Here is a 21122-nt window from a genome sequence, read left to right as displayed (position 1 = left end):
GTTAAAGATTTTTTGCCTCTTCCGATTGTCTATATTGCAAAGGACTCACACCCGTTGCTTTTTTAAATTCTACATTGAAGGCAGTTTTGGATCCAAAACCTGTCGCATAAGCAATGGAAAGAATAGACATCTCTGGTTTGTCTTTTAAGATTTTTTTGGCATCTGCAATCCGAAATCCATTCAGATAACTGCGAAAACTAACCCCTAGTTTGGAATTCAGTAGTTCTGAAGTTTGTTGGACTGTCAGGCCTACTGCCCGAGAAGCAATTTCTAAATCTAGTTTTTCATCTAAATAAGGTTTCGTCGCAAGCATCCATGATTCTAATTTCGCAAGTGATTCTTCCGTATTGACTGAGTTTAGTTTTGATTTCGCATAACGCGTGTTTTTGTCGGAATCAGTATTTAAGGTTATGATGCGATGGAGGATTTCGTTTCTTTCGTCTTCTAGTTTTTCATATTTTTGTAATAGATTGAACAATAGGAAAAATAAATCGATGGGAAATATAAACACAGCAGAGTAGAGAAGGGGAGTGGAATAAGGTAAGATCCCCAAAAGATAAAACATTGTATTGTAGCTAATGATAAAGTACGTTCCCCAACTAATCAAAAAGAAAAGGATTCGTTTTTCCCCTTTGAAATAATTTCGTAATGCAGTTCCAAGAATGAGGGGAATGGAGATCAGATAGATATAAGTGGCGATCCTAGAAAAAATTTTAGTTGTAGGCGCTATAAGAATCGCTGGAACACAAAAGAGTGCCACAATACCCATGATCAGTAAAATTTTATCAATCCTTGGATTGTTTGCTTTTGTATTTAAAAACATTCTTACAAATTGGAACGAAAAAGGAATTCCAAGAGTAGAAAATGTTAATATGGCTTTGTTCTGCCACCAAGGAGATTCTGGCCAAAGGACATCATAAGCATTCCCATATTGACCATTGTACCATAACACAGTGCAGACTACATACGCAGCATAAAAGAAAAATTCGCTTAACCTAAAAGCAAAAAAATAGAATAGCGCGAACACAAACATCACGGCACAAACTCCTAAAATCATCCACGTGATTGCAGTTTCTAAGATCATACGTTTGTGAAGTGTTTTTTCATCCAAGGAAAGGATGGGAAAAGAGATTATGGACTTGGATTGGATTCGAATATAAAAATATTCGCCTCTATTCTGTTTTGGAATTAGGAAGCTGGGGTAAAGTGCTTCTGGCAATGTCCATTTTGATTTAGGGATTGTGTCTCCTGTTTTATATGTTTGGTATTCTTTGGGACTCTCTGGAAAAAATAATATGGCTTCATCAAGGGCTTTCCATTCTAAAGAAAGGATTCTTCCTTGCGAGAATCCTTCATCGGTTGTTTTTCCTCGTAGCCAAATGACATCATTAGTAAAATTAAAAGAAAGTTGGTTCTCGGAAATTGGATTCCAAGTATGTATTTTTTGAATTTGTCCAAAGGGAATTTCTGTATTCTTGTCTAAAAAGAATTCGAAACGATTGGTTACATTTTGGTTGCCAAATCCATCGGGTGCACAGGAAATTCCTGCAAAGAAAAGAAACAAAAAAAGCATCCGGGGATTAATTTTCATCGAACGCAATACTTGTAACGACTTTTGAAGTCTGACAAGCCTTTTTGTTAAAAAAATGTAGCTAAGTAGAAATTAGAACATTGTATCATTTTGTCTAGTTCTTGTGCATCTTTGATGCGAAACCCATCGATGTATACGAATTCATTTGTTACAAAGCTATGATGATAAAAAAGTTTTTTCTATCGTAACTTTTCTTTGGGAAACTCTAAAGTGAATCGGCTGCCCTTTCCTTCTTCCGACTGAACTTGAATGTTTCCTTGGTGGAGGCGGATGAGTTCAAAACAAAGTTTCAATCCAATTCCAAATCCTTTTTCTCCCTGACTGCCAGGTGAAGTCATTTGTTTGTAAAACAAATCTTTTTGGCGTTCTAAAGGAATTCCTGGGCCATTGTCTTCTATTGTGATCTCTGTAAACTTTTCGGTGTCGAGAAATGTGATTCGGATCCAGCCTCCAGGGTTGCTGAATTTTATTGCATTAGCAATCACGTTTCGAAGGATTTCAATGAGTATGGACTTATCTGCATAAACGGTGGCGGATTCTGAAATGGGGAAATCCATTTGTATTGATTTTTTCTGTAATTCTAATGAAAATGAATCGATTAACGGCTGTAACATTCCTAGGAACTTGATCTGCGCTAAGTTTAAATGAATTTTCCCTTTGTTGAACCGGTTTAGGTTTAGTAAATGTTCTACAGTGGACATTGCATTTTCTAATATTACAAATAATTGTTTGAATATATGAGTTTTTTCTTCTTCTGTTGAATCTTTATCTGTTACTATGGTTAACGCAGAGTAAACGGTGCTTAAGGGAGACCTGAGATCGTGGGCAACAAGGGAGATGAATTTATCTTTCCATTCATTAGCTTCTTCAGCAATTTGTTTTGCTTCTTTGTATTCTTTTGTGCGGAGGATTACTGTTTTTTCTAAAGATTCATTTAGCTTCGTAAGCTCTTTTCCTAATATTTCCGTTTTAATAAAAGATTTTGTGAAAAAAGAAGCTAAGATGAGTGATTGGAATAATACTGTTGATAGATAGGAATACTTTAAAATCAAAAAATAGTTTAGAACACCGTATAAATACAAAGTATCATTAATCGCACTTACAAATAAAAAGATTTGGATCAAAAGCAGTGGTAAGGCCAACTCTCTTTTTTGGAAGGCCGCATAAATAATACAAATAATGGAATAGAGTAATCCTAAGATACTAAAGAACAATCCATAAAAAGTGGTTTGGGATCCAAGTTCAGATGGTGTTACTAATACAAAAAGAAATAAACCAGAACATGTGATTATAAAGAAGTTTATAATCTTTTTCGAAAAATTATCGGGGAACAATAAATTCAGAAAGGAAAGGTATAGAGGCATCGTAAGATAAAAGATCAGAGAGAGTGCAAAGGCCAAACGGTAAGGAACGTCTGGAAATAAATAGTATAAGGAGTCGCCATTTAATGAGATAGAGTGTAATGCAATGACAAAACTATATAACCCAAAAAAGAAAATCAATGATCGGGTTCTTCTGAATAAAAATATTACAAAATGATAGAATGCCATAAATAATAATGCCCCAGTGAGTAGGGAGTCTCTTACTGCTTCATTTAGTATTTGTTTGTTGGTGTTCTTATAAAGTCCCAATATTGGTGGATACCAGAATGCTCCGTCGTCATGGTAGAAATTAGAAATTTGGACTAAGATGTTGATTTCTGCATTAGGGTGAGGAATGACGATCATTCCAGAACTACGAGTAGGAACCATGGTTTCCTTTGTTTTACCAACTTTCCCCAGTTCCAGTTGTAAAATCCCATCCACATAAATATACATTGCTGCTCCCCCTGTTTGGAAAAAACGGAGAGCATATATGTTTTCTTTTGCCGTTTCAGGTAATAGAATCTTTAGCTGATAAGTAGAGTATCCGGTTCCTTCATATTTATTTTTCCACCTCTCTCCAATTGTTAGGAAAGTATTAGGGGATGGAGGATCCTTGAATAAAGTTTTATGATTTGATATATTTTTTGAAACAAGTGTGTTTGGTTGGATCAATTCTTTCCAATGAAAAGTCCATTCACCAGAAAGGGGGAGGTTCTGATTAAAATCCCAGGACGTTACATCCAGTTGGCCTTGGATTGCGGCGGGTGTTTCGGAAACAGAAGTAAGAGGTGCACAACTACAAAGAAAGGCCAACCATATAGATAGTTTCCAGTTCATTTCAAACAAAACCTAAATTGGTATTCCATCCGTCACTGCCATGATGGAATCACCGAAGATACTGTCACAGGTTTATTTTGAATCTATCATTGGAACTCTATTGATGAGATAGGTAATTCGTTCAGTAAAAGTCCTATAATCTTAATCATTTACATTCATTCTAAACTAGGTAGATCGGCTCGGAAGTATCCGCCTTCAGGTTTGTGTTTGGTTCGAAGGCAGAATTCGGTCATTTCCTAAGTTTATGGCTACTATTTCATTGGCTAAAGTATTATTCACGGAGGTAAATCTGCCGGTGACTACAAATAGCCCTTCCGGATTTACGGCCATACCATAAGAGGATACGCCAACAAAAACCTTTCCATTGTATCGCGATATTCCTGATACATCCGCAAGATTATTTTTGTTGGCAATACTTTTTTGTTATAAGTTTACTATTGTTTTCTTTTGGTCCTTCGTTACACTTGCCGTCCTATTTTTCCCATCAATCGAATTGATAGAATCATACTCTATTGGTAATACTGTTTTTCCTTTCCGGTTGATGACTCCAAACTTTCCGCCGACGATTTTACTATGTTCCCCATCTAACTTGGATTCGCATCCATGACATACTATGGAATAACCATTTTCGAATGGAAAAGCAAAATCGTATTGGGCAGGGATTAATTTTTTACAACGGGAATTAAAAAATCCAAACTTTTTGTTTTCTACAAATCGAGCTAGGTTTTCTGCATAATAATCGGGTCCATTGTCATAGACAAAGGTTTCTAGTAGGATATTGTTTTTTGAATCAATACAAATCCATTTGTTATTTGAAACAACAAAACTTACCTGTTCCTTTGTAAAATCCATTGTTTGTTGGTATTGAGCTTTGATGATTACCTTGCCCGATTTATTTTTAAAACCATAGAGGCCATTTTCCTCAAAAGAAATGGGGAGGTTGGTTTTTGCGAACAAAGGGAGAGCGAAGATTAAAAATGTAAAAACTAGTTTCATGGAACCTACTGATTAAAATTAAGAAAGTATACAATTACAGCGGGACTTAATAAAGCAAATTTCGAAAAGATCACCAAACAATACACGGTTGATAAGAACAAAAACAGGTTATTGATGTTCACATACTTCTTCTGCTGAGTGTCGTCCTACTAATAGCCATTTGCGAACCTTTGTGTTATTTCACTTTCCTTTTCAATGGGTAGGATCTAGTCTCATACACATAATAGCAATTTCGAATTCAAATGCTCCAAAGCCACCAGATGTTAGTTCAGATCGATTCATTTCTTATTATTAGTAGTTTACCGTATATTTAGAGAGACCAAGTCTAAATTCATAGCAAAAGTAATTTAAGATATTCTTAATCCCCCAAGATCATTTCCGATTATGTATGGAACTGAATCGTAAATGCTTTGAGATTTCGTCAGATCATCATAAAGATTCTAATTCGATTGACAATCGTTAGCGATTCTTTAACTTTCCAGGAAATGTTCACATCGATTCGAAATACGATTGTATTGATGATTTTCTTTTTTTGTTCTTTGTGTTCGCCACATTCTGGGCAATCGCAGAGTCCACGTGCCTTTGACGGAACAATGGATTTGGGTGATTGGTCTTGGGATCAGGGAACCGTATCCCTCGATGGGGAATGGACTTTGGACGGAATCCCTTGGGAGGTACCTTCTACAAAAGGATTTCATGGAACTCCGATGGGTTACGGAATCTATCGGTTAAAAATAAAATTACCAAAGAACTCTACTCATTTAGCATTATTGTCCCCATTGATCGGGACCGCCTTTTCTCTGTCAGTTGATGAAGAAATAATTGCGAAAGAAGGTAAGGTTTCTTCTTCAGCTGAAGGTGGTTCACCTTCTTATCGACCGAGAGTTATATTAATTCCTGCTAACGGAAAAACTGAACTTGATTTAAAGATGGAGGTTTCTAATTGGGATGATCAATTTGGAGGTATTTATTATAGTTTGGCCCTAGGTAATATAGAACAAATTCAAACGATTCGAACTCAAGCAGTGGTATGGGAGGCATTTCTTTTTGGAGCCATTTTTCTTATGGGTCTTTATCATTGTGGCTCGTTTTTCTTTAGAAGTCAAAATAGAGCTCCGCTTTGGTTTGGTGTATTTTGTCTGATGATCTCTTTTCGTTCCACTCTTTATAGCGAAACATTGTTTTTGGAAATATTCCCTGACGTTAGTTGGTATTTTGTGATTCGTGGAGTTTATGCCACAATGGCTTTGGCTCTTGTTAGTTTTGCGGCATTCGTAGATCGGTTGTATCCAAAACATTCCTATAGACCAGCAACATTCCTGACTGTTTTTGGAGGAATAACCTATGCTATTGTAAATCTCTTTGCACCGATTGTTTGGACAACAACGTTACTTGTTCCATTTCAACTTCTACTTTTGTCATTCGGAATTTATAGTTTAATTACTGTTGGTCGAGCTCTGCTTCATAAAGAACCAGGTGCTGGATTGTTTGTAGGAGGCACCTTCCTCTTTTTGTTAACAGTCTTTCTTGATATTGTAAAAAGTCATTTCTTTTGGAATTTACCTTCTTTGGTAAATATAGGAACACTTGTTTTTTTATTGGCACAGTCTTTGGTTGTGGCACGTCTTTTTGCAAACGCATTTGCTACTAGCGAGATGCATTCTGCTGCCTTAGAAAAGATAAATTCTTCTCTCGAAAGATTCATTCCTCGGGAGGTTCTGGGATTTTTAAACAAAACAAGTATCACGGAAATCGTGTTAGGTGATTTTTCTGAAATGAAAATGACCGTATTTTTTCTGGATATCCGAAACTTTACCGGTTTGTCTGAGTCGATGAGTCCAAAGGAAAATTTTAAATTTATAAATTCATTCCTTAAGTTGTTTGGTCCTATCATCAGAGACCATAACGGATTTGTTGATAAATACTTAGGTGATGGGATGATGGCACTTTTTCCTGGACCACCTGACGAGTCGTTGGCGGCAGCAATTGCAATGAGGCAGGCACTTAAGGAATACAATGACGGTAGAGTCAGAGGAGGTTATCAGGCCATTGAGTTTGGTATTGGAATTCATACTGGTCCTTTGATGCTTGGAACGATCGGAGAAAACCGAAGGATGGATTCTACTGTCATTAGCGATACAGTCAATGCAGCTAGTCGTTTGGAAGGATTAACAAAAAAATATTCTGTTGATATTCTTGTTTCTGGCGCGACTCTCGATCATTTAGAACATCCTGAAGTTTTTCATACAAAGTTTGTCGCAGAGGAAACAGTAAAAGGAAAGATAAGGCCGATAGAAGTCTTTCAACTTACCCATGAATTTTCCTAGAGATCCGAACTCATTTTTAGCGTTAAAAATTGGAATGATTATAATTTAATTGTATTTTGGTATCAGAGACATCTAAGTTTTTTGAAACCTACGCAGATTCGTTTTTGATAGTTCTATAAAATTTGTAGTTGGGATTTTTGAGGAATTTGCATCTTATAAACAATTAGGATGTGGTAAAATGGAACAACTGGTTCACAGCGAAGATTTAATGAAATTTTGGATGTCTCTCGTTGATCGGATTCCTTGGCAAAAAAAGCCAACGAAAGCTTATGGGCTTAGTGATGATGGACTCAATCATTGGTTTCCTGACGGAATATTAAATACTTCTTATTTAGCGTTGGACCACCATGTAGAATCAGGTAAAGGTGAAGAGATTGCCATCATTTACGATTCTCCTGTTACAAAATCAAAAACCAAACTAACCTATCGCAAACTTTTAGAATCAGTCGAAAAGATGGCCTTTACCTTGGACTCCTTGGGGGTGAAGAAGGGTGACACTGTGGTGATCTATATGCCTATGATCCCGGAAGCACTCATCTCTATGTTGGCTTGTGCAAGGATTGGTGCAGTGCATTCTGTTGTCTTTGGGGGATTTGCACCTCATGAACTTGCTGTTAGGTTAGACGACTGTAGGCCAAAAATTGTCATCACATCTTCTTATGGTGTTGAAGTATCAAAAATTATACCTTATAAACCATTGTTAGATGAAGCAATGCACTTATCCACTCATAAACCAGAATATGTCATACTCAAATCTCGTCCTAATTTAGAAGTAATTATGCATACCGGTAGGGATTTTGATTGGGATGAGTTGATGGAAACAGCAGGTCATAAGAAGTCGGTTCCAATATCTGCAGCAGACCCTTTATATATTCTTTATACTTCCGGGACTACAGGAAAACCAAAGGGAGTTGTGCGAGATAACGGTGGTCATGCGGTTGCAATGCACTATTCAATGGAAGCGATTTATGATATGAAACCGGGAGATGTTTTTTTTGCCGCATCCGATGTGGGTTGGGTTGTGGGACATTCTTATATTGTATACGCTCCCTTAATTTACGGTTGCACCACAGTGTTATACGAAGGAAAACCAGTGAGGACACCAGATGCGGGAGCTTTTTATCGGATCATTGAAGAATATAATGTAAAGACATTGTTTTGTGCGCCAACTGCTTTTCGTGCCATTAGAAAAGAAGATCCTGATGGTAAGGAATTATCAAAATATAATATATCCTCATTGCGATATTTGTTTTTAGCAGGGGAACGAACAGATCCTGTCACTTACGATTGGGCTTGTGAACTACTGAAAGTCCCCGTGGTGGATCATTGGTGGCAAACAGAAACTGGCTGGGCAATTGCTGCCAACATGATGGGTGCGTCTCCGCTTCCAACTAAAGCTGGTTCGGCGACAAAGCCAGTCAATGGATTTGATGTCCGCATTCTTGATGAAGAAGGACATGAATTGAAACAAGGAGAAAAGGGAAATATTGTAATCAAACTTCCTTTGCCACCGGGTTGTTTACCAACACTCTGGAATGATCATTCCAATTTCGAATCCTCCTACCTTTCGCATTACCCTGGTTATTATTTAACTGGTGATGGCGGTTATTTCGATGAAGATGGTTATCTTTTTATTTTAGGACGAATTGATGACGTAATTAATGTGGCAGGCCATAGACTTTCTACGGGAGAGATGGAAGAAATTGTGGCTGAAAATCCTTCCATTGCTGAGTCGGCAGTGATTGGCATTGCCGATGAGATAAAAGGTCAAGTTCCGATTGCTATCGTAGTTTGTAAGGACGGAATTACTGTTGATCCAAAATCAATTGAATCAGATTTGACTCATCGAATCCGAGAAAAAATTGGTGCGATTGCCTCATTAAAGATTGTGGTATTTGTAAAAAGACTACCAAAAACGCGCTCTGGTAAAATCCTTCGTAAAACAATGAGAAAGATGATTGATGGGGAAACTTATTCTATTCCATCAACGATTGATGATCCTTCTATTTTGGAGGAAGTTATGGATGCAGTTCGGCTAAAAATTGCAAAGTAGATACTCTGATAGATATTAATATTTATATATTTGAATTTGTCCCCAACCTAGGTGGTTTCTTTGGATCTTGAGAGTATTAAGAATACTTTTGGTATCTCCGATTTCCGTGGAAAACAGGAAACAATAATTAAACATATCTTAGTCGGTGGGAACGCTCTTGTTCTCATGCCGACGGGTATGGGGAAATCTTTATGTTACCAGATTCCTGCGGTTAGTTTGCCTGGGGTTTGTATTGTCATTTCTCCACTCATTGCACTAATGAAGGATCAAGTGACCGCATTACAAAGAAAAGGTGTTTCTGCTGAGTTTATTAATTCCAGTTTGGGAAAATCCGAACGTTTGGAGCGTTATTCCAAACTAAGATCAGGTGATTATAAAATTTTATATGTTTCACCGGAAAGATTCCAAAAAAAAGATTTTTTGGATGCATTGAGTACACAAAAGATTTCTCTTCTTGCCATAGATGAAGCTCATTGTATTAGTCAATGGGGCCATGACTTCCGGCCGGATTATACAAAAATTTCTTGGTTTCGCGAGGTATTAGGATATCCAACCACGATTGCACTTACCGCTACGGCCTCAAATCGAGTGCAGGAAGATATTGTTTCACAATTGGGAATCCCAAAGGAAAAAATACGAATCTTTGATGATGGTTTATTTCGGCCCAACTTAAAATTATCTGTGGTGGATTGTTTTGATACGGAATCAAAATACAATTCAATCTTTGAAGATTTGGAGAATTCGAAAGGACCAAGCATTATCTATTTTAGTTTGATTCAGGATTTGGAGAAGTTCAGCCATTGGCTAGATACCAGACAAAAAAGACACCTGGTCTATCATGGCAAACTTTCTCCTGAACAAAGAAATAAAGTGCAATCCTTGTTTCTTAAATCAGAAGAGACAATTCTGCTCGCAACGAATGCATTTGGAATGGGTATCGATAAACCTAATATTCGCAACATTTATCATGCTCAGATTCCTGGAAGTATTGAATCCTATTATCAAGAAATCGGTCGTGCTGGGAGGGATGGAGATCCTTCCTTTTGCAAACTTTATTATTGCCAAGAAGACCTATCTGTTCAAATGGAATTTATTGAATGGCAAAATCCAGATGGATTGTATTTGAAAAAACTTTTTGGATTTCTTTTGTTAAAAGAAAACGAATTGTCTGGATTGGATTATGGTACCTTACAAGCCTATATGACATTCAAAAACAGAGGAGATCATCGAATTCAAACGGCACTCAATTTACTGGCCAACAAAGGATTGATATCCGGAGATCTCGAAAGAGGGACATTACAAATAGAAGCCCCTTGGTCAGATTCAATTTTTTCAGAATCTGAATTGTTAGAAAAAAAGAAAGACTCTCAAAAGAGATTGTACCAAACGTTGATGTATACAAAAGTAATTGATTGTAGACGAAAATTCATTCATGGATATTTTGATTCCTCCTTTGACGGATGTGGAAATTGTGATTTGTGTTTAACCACTCCTTGATTTAGGACGGTCTTGCCAGAAAAATAAAACAACTAGCAGTTGCATAGACTTCCCTGGCAATTTTAAATTACGCAGCTTTAAATGTTTCGAATAGACCATTGTTTGGCGAATAGAAAAATCTCGCCTTTTCTCTCGATAGCGTTTGGACTGCGGTTTTAATGTAATCTTCTTTTGATACATCTTTGGGGATCATGCGGAAAAGTCCCCTATACTTTGTAGATGCCGGCAGAGAACATTCCCAGCAGATTTCTTCTTCAAGACCTAATAACCCGTCGTACAATTCGATAGCTTTTTCGGGCCCACCCAAATTTCCCAATGTTTGGGAGAGATCAAAGTATTCATCCAATAGTGATTCGATATATTCCATAATTAGCCTCTTCTGGATCTGATTCTAGCCGAGGGCTGGGACAAATTGGAGTTATAGGACGCCTTTTTAGAAAAAAAATGAATTTATTGGAATTAGATTTTTATGATAGGGAAGTTCTTTGTCTAAATTCGGAAGCAGTGATTTTTAGTTCTTTTTTGAAAGCATCATAGAAACTTGAAAGTGATTTATAACCGACTTCAAAGCCAATATCACTTACATTTTTTTCTGGGTATTTGATCAAAAGATCTTTTGCTTCTCTGATTCGGTAGCTGTGTAGAAACGAATGAAAAGTTGTTTGTTTCTTCCCATTTAAAAATTCGGAAAGTTGTCTCGGATGTAACTCAAGTTCTTCGGCCAAAACTTCAAGAGAAAGATTTTCGTTCAGATAAATCTTCTGAACTTCCATAAGATGAGACAATCGATTTTGAAGCCTATCTAGATCTACTTGTAATAAACGAGATTTTGTATTGCTTTGGATTTTGCCAACTATTTGGTAGGTGTTTACAAAAAGGGAGTGTCTTTCCAGAGATAATCGCAATCTATCTTCTGACACCGGTTTTGCGATAAAGTCTATAACTCCATATTCGAAAGCACGGATTGCATTATCTGTATTAGCTGAGACAATAATTGTGTGTATAGTGGTGGTTGGGATTCTATCCAAAACTTCGAATCCATCGGATCCGAAAATGTTAAGGTCTAAAAAGAATATATCAGCATGAAATTGTTTTAAATAAACATCGGCTTCATCGATAGAGGTCACATGTTTAACTTCATTAATTGTTGATCCGCAAATTGAAGTTAACAACTTTGTCAGGTATTTTGCATGAACTGGTTCATCTTCTAAAATCAATATTTGCATTTTATTTTTTTCTAATTTGGATTAAAACTCGGTAACCGTTTCTAGATTTTCCATGAGTTAACGACCAATTGCCCGCAAAGGATTCTTCTAAACGAAGTCTTATATACTCAAGGCCCGTGCCTGATCCACTTTTTGACGGATTTGTCTTTTTTCCTTTCTCGTGGTGATACACAATAAAACAATAAGAGGTAAATATTTTCTCTTCTTTTGTTGTATTTTTTTTAAAGATCCCAAAGCTCAGTTTTGCCTTTGGAGAATCTTCATGCGTGAAGGCATTTTCAATTAGGGTATGGAAAATAAGAGGCGGAATGAGCTCTTTCGGATCGATCCCAAATGTTTTGAATTTATATTCTTTTTCCAACCGCATCTTCATTACTTCAATGTGGTATTTACATAAATCAATTTCATCACCGATAGAAATTAATGGTTTGGAGGCAACTTTGAGAATGATACGAAGTTCTCCTACAAGAGAGTCCAGGATTGACGCAGATTTTTCGGAATTTTCGGAAACCCAATACCGAATGGCAGACAAAGAATTCATCAAAAAATGCGGCTGGATCGTTTTTTTATATAACTCTAGTTCCATTCTTTTGGAATGAATGTTCGTATGATGTATTTTATCTTTTAGGAAAACTGATTGTTCTAGTTCTTCATTCTGTTTTTCAATAGTGAGATAGAGTTTTGAATGTTTTTTGGATAGGAAAAAAGCTTGGGAGAAAAATAAAACAAATGTTCCTATCGGACCATACACTTCTGTTTTAATAATATTTTTCTCAAAGAGGATATCGTTTAAGACAGTCAAAAATAAAAACAAGAATCCGAATAAAAACCCGAGAGCACTATCTTTTTTGTTTCTAACTGCTTTGGATAAAATCCAACAAATATAGATACAACAAAACAACATCACTATTTCAGCAGGAAATAGTGTTTCTTCTATCCATTTAGATTCAGGAACTAAAACTACGATCGAAAAAGAAAAAAATAAAAATTGGAATATGTAATTTGATGTTTTGCTGGTTTCATCAGGAAAAACTTCGCCTATAAAGCTTAATAAAAGTGGGAAGGTTAAGTAGATCGAAAGAAAGAATAATTTAATCAACCAAAGCCATTCAAAATTCGGAAACAGTATAATTAAAAAAAACTCACCACTTGTGATTTTATAAACTAAACTGAAAAAAGAATACATTGAAAAGTAAAGGAGGCTTAGGTCATTTTTTCGCAATAGAAATAGTGCAAAGTGGTAAAGGGATATTACAAATAAACTGGAAATTATAAAAACATCGAACGCGAGCCGGATTTGTTTAATTCGTATCATGGATTCTTGTGTGCCAATTTCAATACTTTGTCGAAAGCCCGCGTTTAAGGATTTGAAATTTGCTACGTGGATAATGACTTCTATCGTTTCGGATTCGGGAGAAAAAAATACTACCTTGGGTAACCAATACTCCTTTGTCTCTTTTTCTGATGTACCAACGATCCCATTTTCAGAAATCAGAAAACCATTCAGGTACATACGATAAGTGGTGAATGCATGTGGAATATAAAATGCTAGTGGCTGATGGATGAATTCTTTTGGGAGTATTAGGTGTAAACGGAGTGTGCTGTAATTTAGCGGTGAGTATGTTTTTCCTTTTTGTTCGAATTCATTCCAAAAACCGGGTAGTAAGAGGTTTTCGTTTTCTATTTTTGAGTTTGTCCTTTTGAAATCTTCCGAATTTAAAAGTTTTTGATAATAAAATTCCCATTCCCCATCTAGTTTAATGGAAGTTTGGCTTTGTAACATTGATTTGGTGAGAATCATGTTTCCGTCGATTGCCTTCGGTAAACTGCCGTCAGTTATAATCCTTTGGCATGAGTTGAGTAATAGAGCCACAATAAGGACTTGGGCGTGGTTTATTGTGCTACGAGAAAACCATCGATTGAATTTAATATGCATCATTTTTGTTGAAAGTGCTTATATCGGATAACACTCCGGATTCCCGTCCCAGGATGATGAATTCCTTTCTTGAATTAGAATACATACTTAGGTTTTGTGTGTTGAAGAATCAATTCAATATTGTTAGTTTATTCTTGCGTATCAGGTTTCTTTCTGTAAATCTTCACTGTAATTCTGCTAAATTAAATTCAGCTTGTGATCCCGAGAGCGAAAGTTTGGTAATGGCTGACGACTCTCTGGTTTAATATAATTGTTTTCTGCTTGTTTGAATCCTAAAAAATTCTATCAGTTTCCATATATGGAAAATCTTAAGTCAATTTAAGTTCGCTTACATCAAAAAAAGAGATGAAAAGAAACAAGAATTTTCCTATAGTGAGTAGAATGTTTCTTGGATTATTTTAGAAGTTGAGGATAACTTGAATGATTGATAATAGCGTAAAGCAGTATATTCTTATATTTGTATGTATTTCTGGTTTATTGAATTCTTGTTCTACGGAACCAATAAAAGAAATAACACCAGAAAAAATAGAAAAAGTTGGTTCTACTAAACGGGCTTGGAATCCTGCGCCACAATGTTGCAATCTTCATTCGGAATTTTTAGGTGTAGTTGTACTCAGTAAAGTCTGTGTTTCAGATACGGAAACACAGTTGGAATTGTATACTAAAGAGTCTAAAAAAGTTTGTGTATTGAAAGAAGGGATGGTGTTTCGCGATGATTTGGGAACTTCTTACTCGTTTTTGAAATCTGAGGGAGTGGGACTTTGTCCCAAACGAACCCAGATGAAGAACATACCGTTCACTTTATACTTCCAAAGTATTTCTTCTGAAGCTGGGTCCTTTGATTTGATCGAAGATAAAAATGCGAAACATGCACACAAACCTTGGGTCTTTGAGAAAGTGGATCTCACTCAATGCGTTTGGAAATAGGATTTCTTAAACAGGTTTAATTTAGTTTATATACAACAAGAAAACCCTGCGCATTTTGTTTTCGCAGGGACTTTTTGTAATCTAGATACCTGGTTTTTTAGTGGATTAGATGGAAATTTTTTATGATCTTTGTGACCAAGCAGAACACCATCCGAACGATGATACAATCCCTGAAGAGACGATATTACATTTCCCCCATCCCTCATTCAATTTTGTATACTGAGCACAGTGTTTGCAAAATTGATTCTTCGCTGATGTTTCCTTTCTTTCTGGATAAAGAGTAAAATCAGTATTTTTGGCATCTTGGTGAAAACCTAAGGCTTTGGCCGTTGGATCAGATTCGGAGACTGGGGTGAAACCCTCTGGAATGGATCCAGAAGGTTTGTTTTCTGCCACCACTTCCGAGGACAAACCCAAACCCCTCTCAATCAGTGAGAGAGAGGTTACCAAATACAATGACTTGGTTAGGAAAGTTTTACGTGAAGTTTTGGCCATTTTTACTTCTTAACATCAAACCTGTCTAACATCATCACTTTGTTCCAAGCGCTAACAAAGTCTTTTACAAACTTTTCTTTACCATCATCAGCTGCATAAACTTCGGCTACGGCGCGAAGTTCCGAATGCGAACCAAGGATAAGATCCACAGAAGTTGCTGTCCATTTTTTAGCGCCTGTTTTGCGGTCTATACCTTCGTAAAGACCTTCTGTTTGTGGAGACTTTTGCCATTTTGTCGACATGTCGAGCAAGTTGACAAAGAAGTCATTACTGAGAACCCCTGGCCGATTAGTTAGAATTCCGTGTTTGGATTTTCCCGAATTGCCGTCAAGAGATCTCATCCCACCCAGAAGCACTGTCATTTCAGGAATGGTCAGGGACAGCAGGTTTGATCTGTCCACTAACATCTCTGTAGGTGAAAGTGAGTTGCCAACTCCGTAGTAGTTACGAAATGCATCGGCTTTTGGTTCCAAAACAGAAAAGGAATACACATCCGTTTGTTCTGCAGTGGCATCCGTTCTACCTGGTGTGAAAGGAACTTCAATTTTGGTCCCTGCTTTTTTTGCTGCTTCTTCGACAGCCGCAGTTCCACCTAGCACAATCAAGTCGGCAAGTGAAATTTTGTTTCCTGATTCATTGAAATCAGACCGAATTTCTTCCAATTTCTTTAATGTTTTGGAAAGTTCTTCCGGATCATTTACTGCCCAATTTTTTTGAGGAGCTAAGCGGATCCTGGCACCATTCGCTCCACCCCTCATGTCTGTGCTGCGAAAACTGGCAGCAGAAGCCCAAGCAGTTCTGACAAGTTCAGGAATGGAAAGTCCCGATTTTAGAATTTTACCTTTTAGGCTCTCAATTTCTTTTGCACCAACTAACTTATGATCTACTTTGGTGAGTGGATCTTGCCAAATGAGAGGTTCTTTCGGTAAGTCTTTGGAGATATAACGGGAAAGAGGTCCCATATCTCTGTGAGTGAGTTTAAACCACGCTTTCGCAAATGCGAGTTCGAAGTCTTTTGGATTCTCTTGGAATTTTTTTGCGATGACTTTGTAACTTGGATCGAATTTTAAAGCTAAGTCAGTCGTAAACATGATTGGAGCGTGACGAAGAGTTTTGTCATGTGCATCTGGAACCATATTGGCCCCCGCCCCATCTTTCGGAATCCACTGGATGGCACCGGCCGGACTTTTCGTTTGAACCCACTCAAAACCAAACAGGTTGTTTAGATATTGTGTTGTCCACTTTGTTGGATTGGCAGTCCACGCACCTTCCAGTCCGCTGGTGATGGTATCCTCCGCATTTCCTTTTTTAAGGTTATTTTTCCAACCAAACCCTTGTTCTTCGATTCCCGCTGCTGCTGGTTCTTTTCCCACATGTTTGGATGGATCTGCTTTTCCATGCGCCTTACCGAAAGTGTGACCACCGGCAATGAGGGCTACTGTTTCTTCATCGTTCATTGCCATTCGACCAAACGTTTCTCTTATATCTTTAGCGGCTGCTAGTGGGTCAGGGTTTCCGTTCGGTCCTTCTGGGTTTACATAAATCAGTCCCATCTGAACTGCCCCGAGTGGATTTTTTAGTTTGCGTTCACCTTCATACCTTTCGTCGGCTAACCATTTTTTTTCTGGTCCCCAATAGACTAAGTCGGCCTCCCAATCATCTGTCCTTCCTCCGGCAAAACCGTAAGTTTTGAATCCCATCGATTCGAGGGCTACGTTTCCAGTGAGAACCATGAGGTCAGCCCAAGAGATTTTTTTTCCATATTTCTTTTTGATCGGCCAAAGAAGACGGCGTGCTTTGTCTAGGTTGGCGTTATCAGGCCAGCTATTGAGTGGTTCAAATCTTTGTTGTCCACCACCCGCACCACCTCGTCCGTCATTGATTCGGTAGGTTCCGGCACTATGCCATGCCATTCGAATGAAAAACGGTCCATAGTGTCCATAGTCAGAGGGCCACCAATCTTGTGAGGTTTTCATTAGAGTTTTGATCTCTTCTTTGATCGCTTGGATGTCTAGTTCTTTGAATTCTTTAGAGTAGTTGTATTGTCGCCCCAGGGGGTTGGATTCCGCCGCATGTTGGCGGAGTGGTGCCAAATCGAGTCGTTCTGGCCACCAAAACTGGTTGGAGATGTTTTGGCGTTCCATGGAACTCGCAGGTTCTTTGGTGTCTGCAGCTCCGAGTGGGCTGAGTGCTAGCACCAAAACAGCAATTGCAGAAATATTTGTTGTTCTCATATTGACCTTCAATTTCTAGATTTAGTTTAAATTTAGAATAAGTCTAGCAATGGAAAGCAAGCTATTTTTTAGATTTAGTCTAAATTTATGCTGTTGGAGGCAGAAAATCGAGATTCTGTCAAGGCGAACGGAAAAAAAAACTGAATCGAATTCTTTTTAAGGGGCCCAAAGGGCCGGTAAAGCTTTGGGTTTTTTTAGGATAGGGGAAGCGTTTGCGAGCCAAAAAATCCGAATCCCAGATCTGAGGCGGGTTTTTGCAAAGAGCAAATGGGCAAAAAAGATTCACAGCAAAACAAATGTTTTGTTGTGTTTAAATTAGGTGAGAATAGGAATTGAAAATATGAGATATATCTTATATTCGGGAAGGTGAATGTTTGTTTTTAATTGATTTTATCGTATCTTTTTTCCCTAAATCTTTATTTAGAATTAGAATTATTGTTTTGATAGTTCTGTCTCTATTGAGTTTCCACTGCGGTCTTTCGATAGGTAAGGATTGTTCCAAAGCCAAAGAAGAGGCTGCCCTTTGTGAATTAGCAGTTTATACCGCATACCCCACTTGTATGAAAGAAGATCGTAGAACTACTTATCAAAATCCGTCCAACCCGTCGACTTATACTGTGAAAGTAAGTGACTCTGGGTGCGAATTGACTCGATTTACTTTAACCCAGACATGTAAAGACCAGAAGAAAAAGAAATGTGGTGATTGAATTTCGTCAAATGTTTGTTAAATTTATCATGGTGTCTTATGGCATTTGCAACGTAGCATAAAGGGATTCTGTTCTTTCCATTTAGTTCAAAATTGCTCGATAGCCGAAAAGCCTAATGAAAAGTTCTATCCGAAAGCAGCGAAATCGGATAGAATCTACCCATGGGTTACAAAACTATCCTCAGTGCCAAAACCTACCATTTTCCTGAATTAAAAGACCTTTTGGCAAAGGCCAGTCCTCATAGATCGGGTGATGTCCTTGCAGGAATCTCTGCGACATGCCAAGAAGAAAGAGTGGCCGCACAAATGGCCCTTGCCGATGTATATCTTTCCGAATTTTTAAACGTAGAGCTAATTCCAGCAAACAAAGATGAGGTGACTCGTTTAATCTTTGATTCACATAATAAAGAAGCATTTGGTTCGATTTCCCACCTTACTGTGGGAGGTTTTCGAGATTTTTTGTTAGCTGAGACAACTAATGCCGAGGTGCTTGCTTCCATTCGATGGGGGGTCACTCCTGAGATGGCAGCAGCTGTATCCAAACTTATGTCCAACCAAGATTTAATTTTAGTTGGTAAAAAAATAACTGTCATCACCAAATTTAGAAACACTCTAGGTTTATCTGGTCGTCTTTCCGTCCGGTTACAACCAAATCATCCCACCGATGATCCGAAGGGCATTGCGGCAAGTCTTTTGGATGGTCTTCTTCTAGGAAGTGGAGATGCAGTGATTGGTATCAATCCGGCAACGGATAACATTCCCACCTCCATTGCCCTTCTCGAAATGTTGGACAATCTAATCCAAAAGTACTCCATTCCTACCCAGTCTTGTATTTTATCTCATGTAACCACTTCCATGGAAGTAATGAAACGTGGTGCCCCTTTGGATTTGGTTTTCCAGTCCATTGGCGGAACCGAAGACTTAAACAAAAGTTTTGGCGTAAGTCTTTCTATTTTGAAGGAAGCAAGACAAATGGCTCTTGAGTTGGGACGAGGAAATGTGGGAGATAATGTAATGTACTTCGAAACCGGGCAGGGCAGTGCTTTATCCGCCGGTGCAGATCATGGGATCGACCAACAGACGTTAGAGGTAAGAGCCTATGCGGTGGCACGAGAGTTTTCTCCACTCCTAGTCAACACTGTTGTTGGATTTATTGGTCCGGAATATTTATACAATGGAAAACAAATCATTCGAGCTGGTTTAGAAGACCATTTTTGTGGAAAGTTACTTGGTCTTCCTATGGGAGTGGATGTTTGTTATACAAACCATGCAGATGCAGATCAAGATGATATGGATACATTATTGACACTGTTAGGTGTTGCAGGTTGTACGTATATTATGGGAATTCCCGGAGCAGATGATGTTATGTTGTCTTATCAAAGTACATCCTTCCATGATGCTTTGTACCTTCGGCAAGTTCTCGGACTAAAACCTGCACCTGAGTTTGAACGGTGGTTACTCGATAGAGGGATTTTTTCAAATCAAAATGGATTTTTACCAAAAGAGAATCGGCATTTGAGTTTACTCGAAGAACTATTAGGATAATAGATTTATGGCTTTTTTAGAAGAATGGAAACAATTTAGTAATGCGCGGATCGGTCTCCACCGGTTTGGAGGTTCCATATCCACCAAAGAAGTGTTAAAATTTCGATTGGATCATGCCAGAGCCAAAGACGCTGTATTATTGAGTCCGAATTTTTTTAAGTTACTCGAGGATTTGGAAACTCTAGGAAAACCAAAAAAAAATCCCAGTATCTTTGTGGAAAGTAAAGCGCATTCCAAAGAAGAGTATTTATTGCGGCCCGATTTGGGGCGAAGGTTGTCCTCTGAATCTATTACCAAGTTACAACCATTCGCTGGTGAATATGATTTGGTTCTTATTGGTGTGGATGGTCTTTCTGCAAAAGCAATTGATGAGAATTTGATTCCCTTTTATAAAATTCTTTTGGATGCTGTAGACAAAACTGGCCTACGCCTTGGCCCCCTGGTCCTTTCTAAATGGGGAAGGGTTGCCATTGGAGATGAAATCGGAGAGGTTTTGAATTCTAAAATTTCAATTATCGTGATTGGAGAGAGGCCGGGATTATCTTCTGCTGATAGTTTGGGAGTTTATATCACCTATCGTCCGCAAGTTGGTAAAACAGATGAAAGTCGAAATTGTATTTCGAATGTTCGTCCTGGTGGATTTGGTTTTGAAAGTGCCGTAGCGAAAACCATGTATCTTGTCCTGGAATCGATTCGGAGAAAACTTTCGGGTGTAGATTTGAAAGATGAAATGCCTCCGGAGTTTCTATTAAAATCGAAAGACCTTCCTTCCCTTAGCGATTAAGGAATTGTATAATTTTTATTTTTTAGTTAGGTAAGATTAAAAAACAAGAAACCATAACGAACAGAAGATTGACAGAAACGGTCTCTATCGTTTGTATAGAATACATTCCGGGAGGAATGAGGTGAAATTCCTCAGCTGACGGTGCAACCGTAAATTCCATTACTTTTTAATGGAAAAGTCGGATCTTCCCACAAATGAATCGCCCGTAAACGATCATTCGTTCTTAGATTTTTCGAAAGGGCCCCGGACAAATGATACCGGAATGACGAAAACCTCCACCAAACAGAGATTCTGTGATTTCGGGTTTAAGGAGATAAACCTTGGAAGAATCCAAAATACCAAACCAAAAAAAATCTGACACAACACAAGATTTACCCAAACATGAAGAGAAAATTTGTCCCAATTGTTCTCGAATTTTTGAATGTAAAGTTGGATCTATTAGTCTTTGCCAATGCACCAAAGTCACCCTTTCTTTGGAAGAACGCGACTATTTAGCTCTACAATTTGCCGATTGTCTTTGTTACCAATGTATGGAAAAGTTGGCCTTTGAATATCGAATTACAAAATCATACAAAGCACTCACTTGGAGTTTTTAAATCGTAAA

Annotated in this window: 16 protein-coding genes; 8 read left to right on the top strand and 8 right to left on the bottom strand. The window is 37.9% G+C overall.

The genetic code is table 11. The annotated features are described in order from the left end of the window. Position 1: 1 nt before the first annotated feature. The 3 genes from LEP1GSC195_RS05360 to LEP1GSC195_RS05350 all read right to left on the bottom strand — a co-directional run bounded on the left by LEP1GSC195_RS05360 (position 2) and on the right by LEP1GSC195_RS05350 (position 4788). Entirely contained in the window at positions 2–1573 is a 1572-nt protein-coding gene (locus tag LEP1GSC195_RS05360; RefSeq protein WP_015680256.1) for a 7TM diverse intracellular signaling domain-containing protein, read from the bottom strand. A gap of 197 nt (positions 1574–1770) precedes the next feature. Then, entirely contained in the window at positions 1771–3792 is a 2022-nt protein-coding gene (locus LEP1GSC195_RS05355) for a sensor histidine kinase (RefSeq protein ID WP_015680384.1), read from the bottom strand. A gap of 423 nt (positions 3793–4215) precedes the next feature. Beyond that, positions 4216–4788: a WG repeat-containing protein gene (locus tag LEP1GSC195_RS05350; protein WP_015680434.1), complete on the bottom strand. Its 573-nt coding sequence runs from the start codon at positions 4786–4788 to the stop codon at positions 4216–4218. 485 nt (positions 4789–5273) lie between these two features. Here LEP1GSC195_RS05350 and LEP1GSC195_RS05345 point away from each other — a divergent pair, with 485 nt between their 5' ends. The 3 genes from LEP1GSC195_RS05345 (at position 5274) to LEP1GSC195_RS05335 (ending at position 10665) form a co-directional block, all read left to right on the top strand. Then, on the top strand, positions 5274–7115 hold the full coding sequence (locus LEP1GSC195_RS05345; RefSeq protein WP_156827634.1) for an adenylate/guanylate cyclase domain-containing protein: 1842 nt from the start codon (positions 5274–5276) through the stop codon (positions 7113–7115). 178 nt (positions 7116–7293) lie between these two features. Then, complete coding sequence (locus tag LEP1GSC195_RS05340) at positions 7294–9168, top strand: acetate--CoA ligase (protein WP_015680408.1); 1875 nt, start codon at positions 7294–7296, stop codon at positions 9166–9168. A 60-nt stretch (positions 9169–9228) separates the two neighbouring features. Next, positions 9229–10665 carry a RecQ family ATP-dependent DNA helicase gene (locus LEP1GSC195_RS05335; protein ID WP_015680311.1) on the top strand — a complete coding sequence of 479 codons (1437 nt, stop codon included), beginning with the start codon at positions 9229–9231 and terminating at the stop codon, positions 10663–10665. A 67-nt stretch (positions 10666–10732) separates the two neighbouring features. Here the strand turns inward: LEP1GSC195_RS05335 and LEP1GSC195_RS05330 are convergent, their stop codons facing one another. The 3 genes from LEP1GSC195_RS05330 to LEP1GSC195_RS05320 form a co-directional block, all read right to left on the bottom strand. Continuing rightward, complete coding sequence (locus LEP1GSC195_RS05330; protein ID WP_015680489.1) at positions 10733–11032, bottom strand: hypothetical protein; 300 nt, start codon at positions 11030–11032, stop codon at positions 10733–10735. 100 nt (positions 11033–11132) lie between these two features. Beyond that, positions 11133–11891, bottom strand: coding sequence for a helix-turn-helix domain-containing protein (locus LEP1GSC195_RS05325; protein WP_015680439.1), 759 nt, complete (start codon positions 11889–11891; stop codon positions 11133–11135). Between the two features lies 1 nt (position 11892). Beyond that, entirely contained in the window at positions 11893–13692 is a 1800-nt protein-coding gene (locus tag LEP1GSC195_RS05320) for a sensor histidine kinase (protein WP_015680397.1), read from the bottom strand. Positions 13693–14247: 555 nt separating this feature from the next. On the opposite strand from LEP1GSC195_RS05320, the gene LEP1GSC195_RS19810 reads away from it, so the two are divergent. Next, positions 14248–14754: a hypothetical protein gene (locus tag LEP1GSC195_RS19810; RefSeq protein WP_015680293.1), complete on the top strand. Its 507-nt coding sequence runs from the start codon at positions 14248–14250 to the stop codon at positions 14752–14754. A 120-nt stretch (positions 14755–14874) separates the two neighbouring features. Here the strand turns inward: LEP1GSC195_RS19810 and LEP1GSC195_RS05310 are convergent, their stop codons facing one another. Both LEP1GSC195_RS05310 and katG read right to left on the bottom strand, forming a co-directional pair. After that, positions 14875–15249, bottom strand: a complete 375-nt coding sequence (locus tag LEP1GSC195_RS05310) for a high-potential iron-sulfur protein (protein ID WP_015680366.1) — start codon at positions 15247–15249, stop codon at positions 14875–14877. 2 nt (positions 15250–15251) lie between these two features. Beyond that, positions 15252–17483: a catalase/peroxidase HPI gene (gene katG / locus LEP1GSC195_RS05305; protein WP_015680495.1), complete on the bottom strand. Its 2232-nt coding sequence runs from the start codon at positions 17481–17483 to the stop codon at positions 15252–15254. Between the two features lie 374 nt (positions 17484–17857). Between katG and LEP1GSC195_RS19805 the strand changes: the two genes are divergently transcribed. The 4 genes from LEP1GSC195_RS19805 to LEP1GSC195_RS05290 all read left to right on the top strand — a co-directional run bounded on the left by LEP1GSC195_RS19805 (position 17858) and on the right by LEP1GSC195_RS05290 (position 21114). Then, complete coding sequence (locus LEP1GSC195_RS19805; protein WP_198012769.1) at positions 17858–18190, top strand: hypothetical protein; 333 nt, start codon at positions 17858–17860, stop codon at positions 18188–18190. Positions 18191–18351: 161 nt separating this feature from the next. Further along, entirely contained in the window at positions 18352–19734 is a 1383-nt protein-coding gene (locus LEP1GSC195_RS05300) for an ethanolamine ammonia-lyase subunit EutB (protein ID WP_015680346.1), read from the top strand. Positions 19735–19741: 7 nt separating this feature from the next. Further along, the gene (gene eutC, locus LEP1GSC195_RS05295) at positions 19742–20518 is read left to right on the top strand and encodes an ethanolamine ammonia-lyase subunit EutC (RefSeq protein ID WP_015680308.1); all 777 of its coding nucleotides are present in this window, start codon (positions 19742–19744) and stop codon (positions 20516–20518) included. A gap of 320 nt (positions 20519–20838) precedes the next feature. Next, positions 20839–21114 (top strand): cysteine-rich CWC family protein, encoded by a 276-nt coding sequence (locus tag LEP1GSC195_RS05290; RefSeq protein WP_015680438.1) that lies wholly within the window; start codon positions 20839–20841, stop codon positions 21112–21114. Positions 21115–21122: the final 8 nt, after the last annotated feature.

Origin of the sequence: Leptospira wolbachii serovar Codice str. CDC (genome assembly GCF_000332515.2) — a bacterium.
GTDB classification, from domain to species: Bacteria; Spirochaetota; Leptospiria; order Leptospirales; family Leptospiraceae; genus Leptospira_A; species Leptospira_A wolbachii.
The sequence above is the reverse complement of the archived record's forward strand: the minus strand, read 5'-3'. Positions and strand labels throughout refer to the sequence as shown.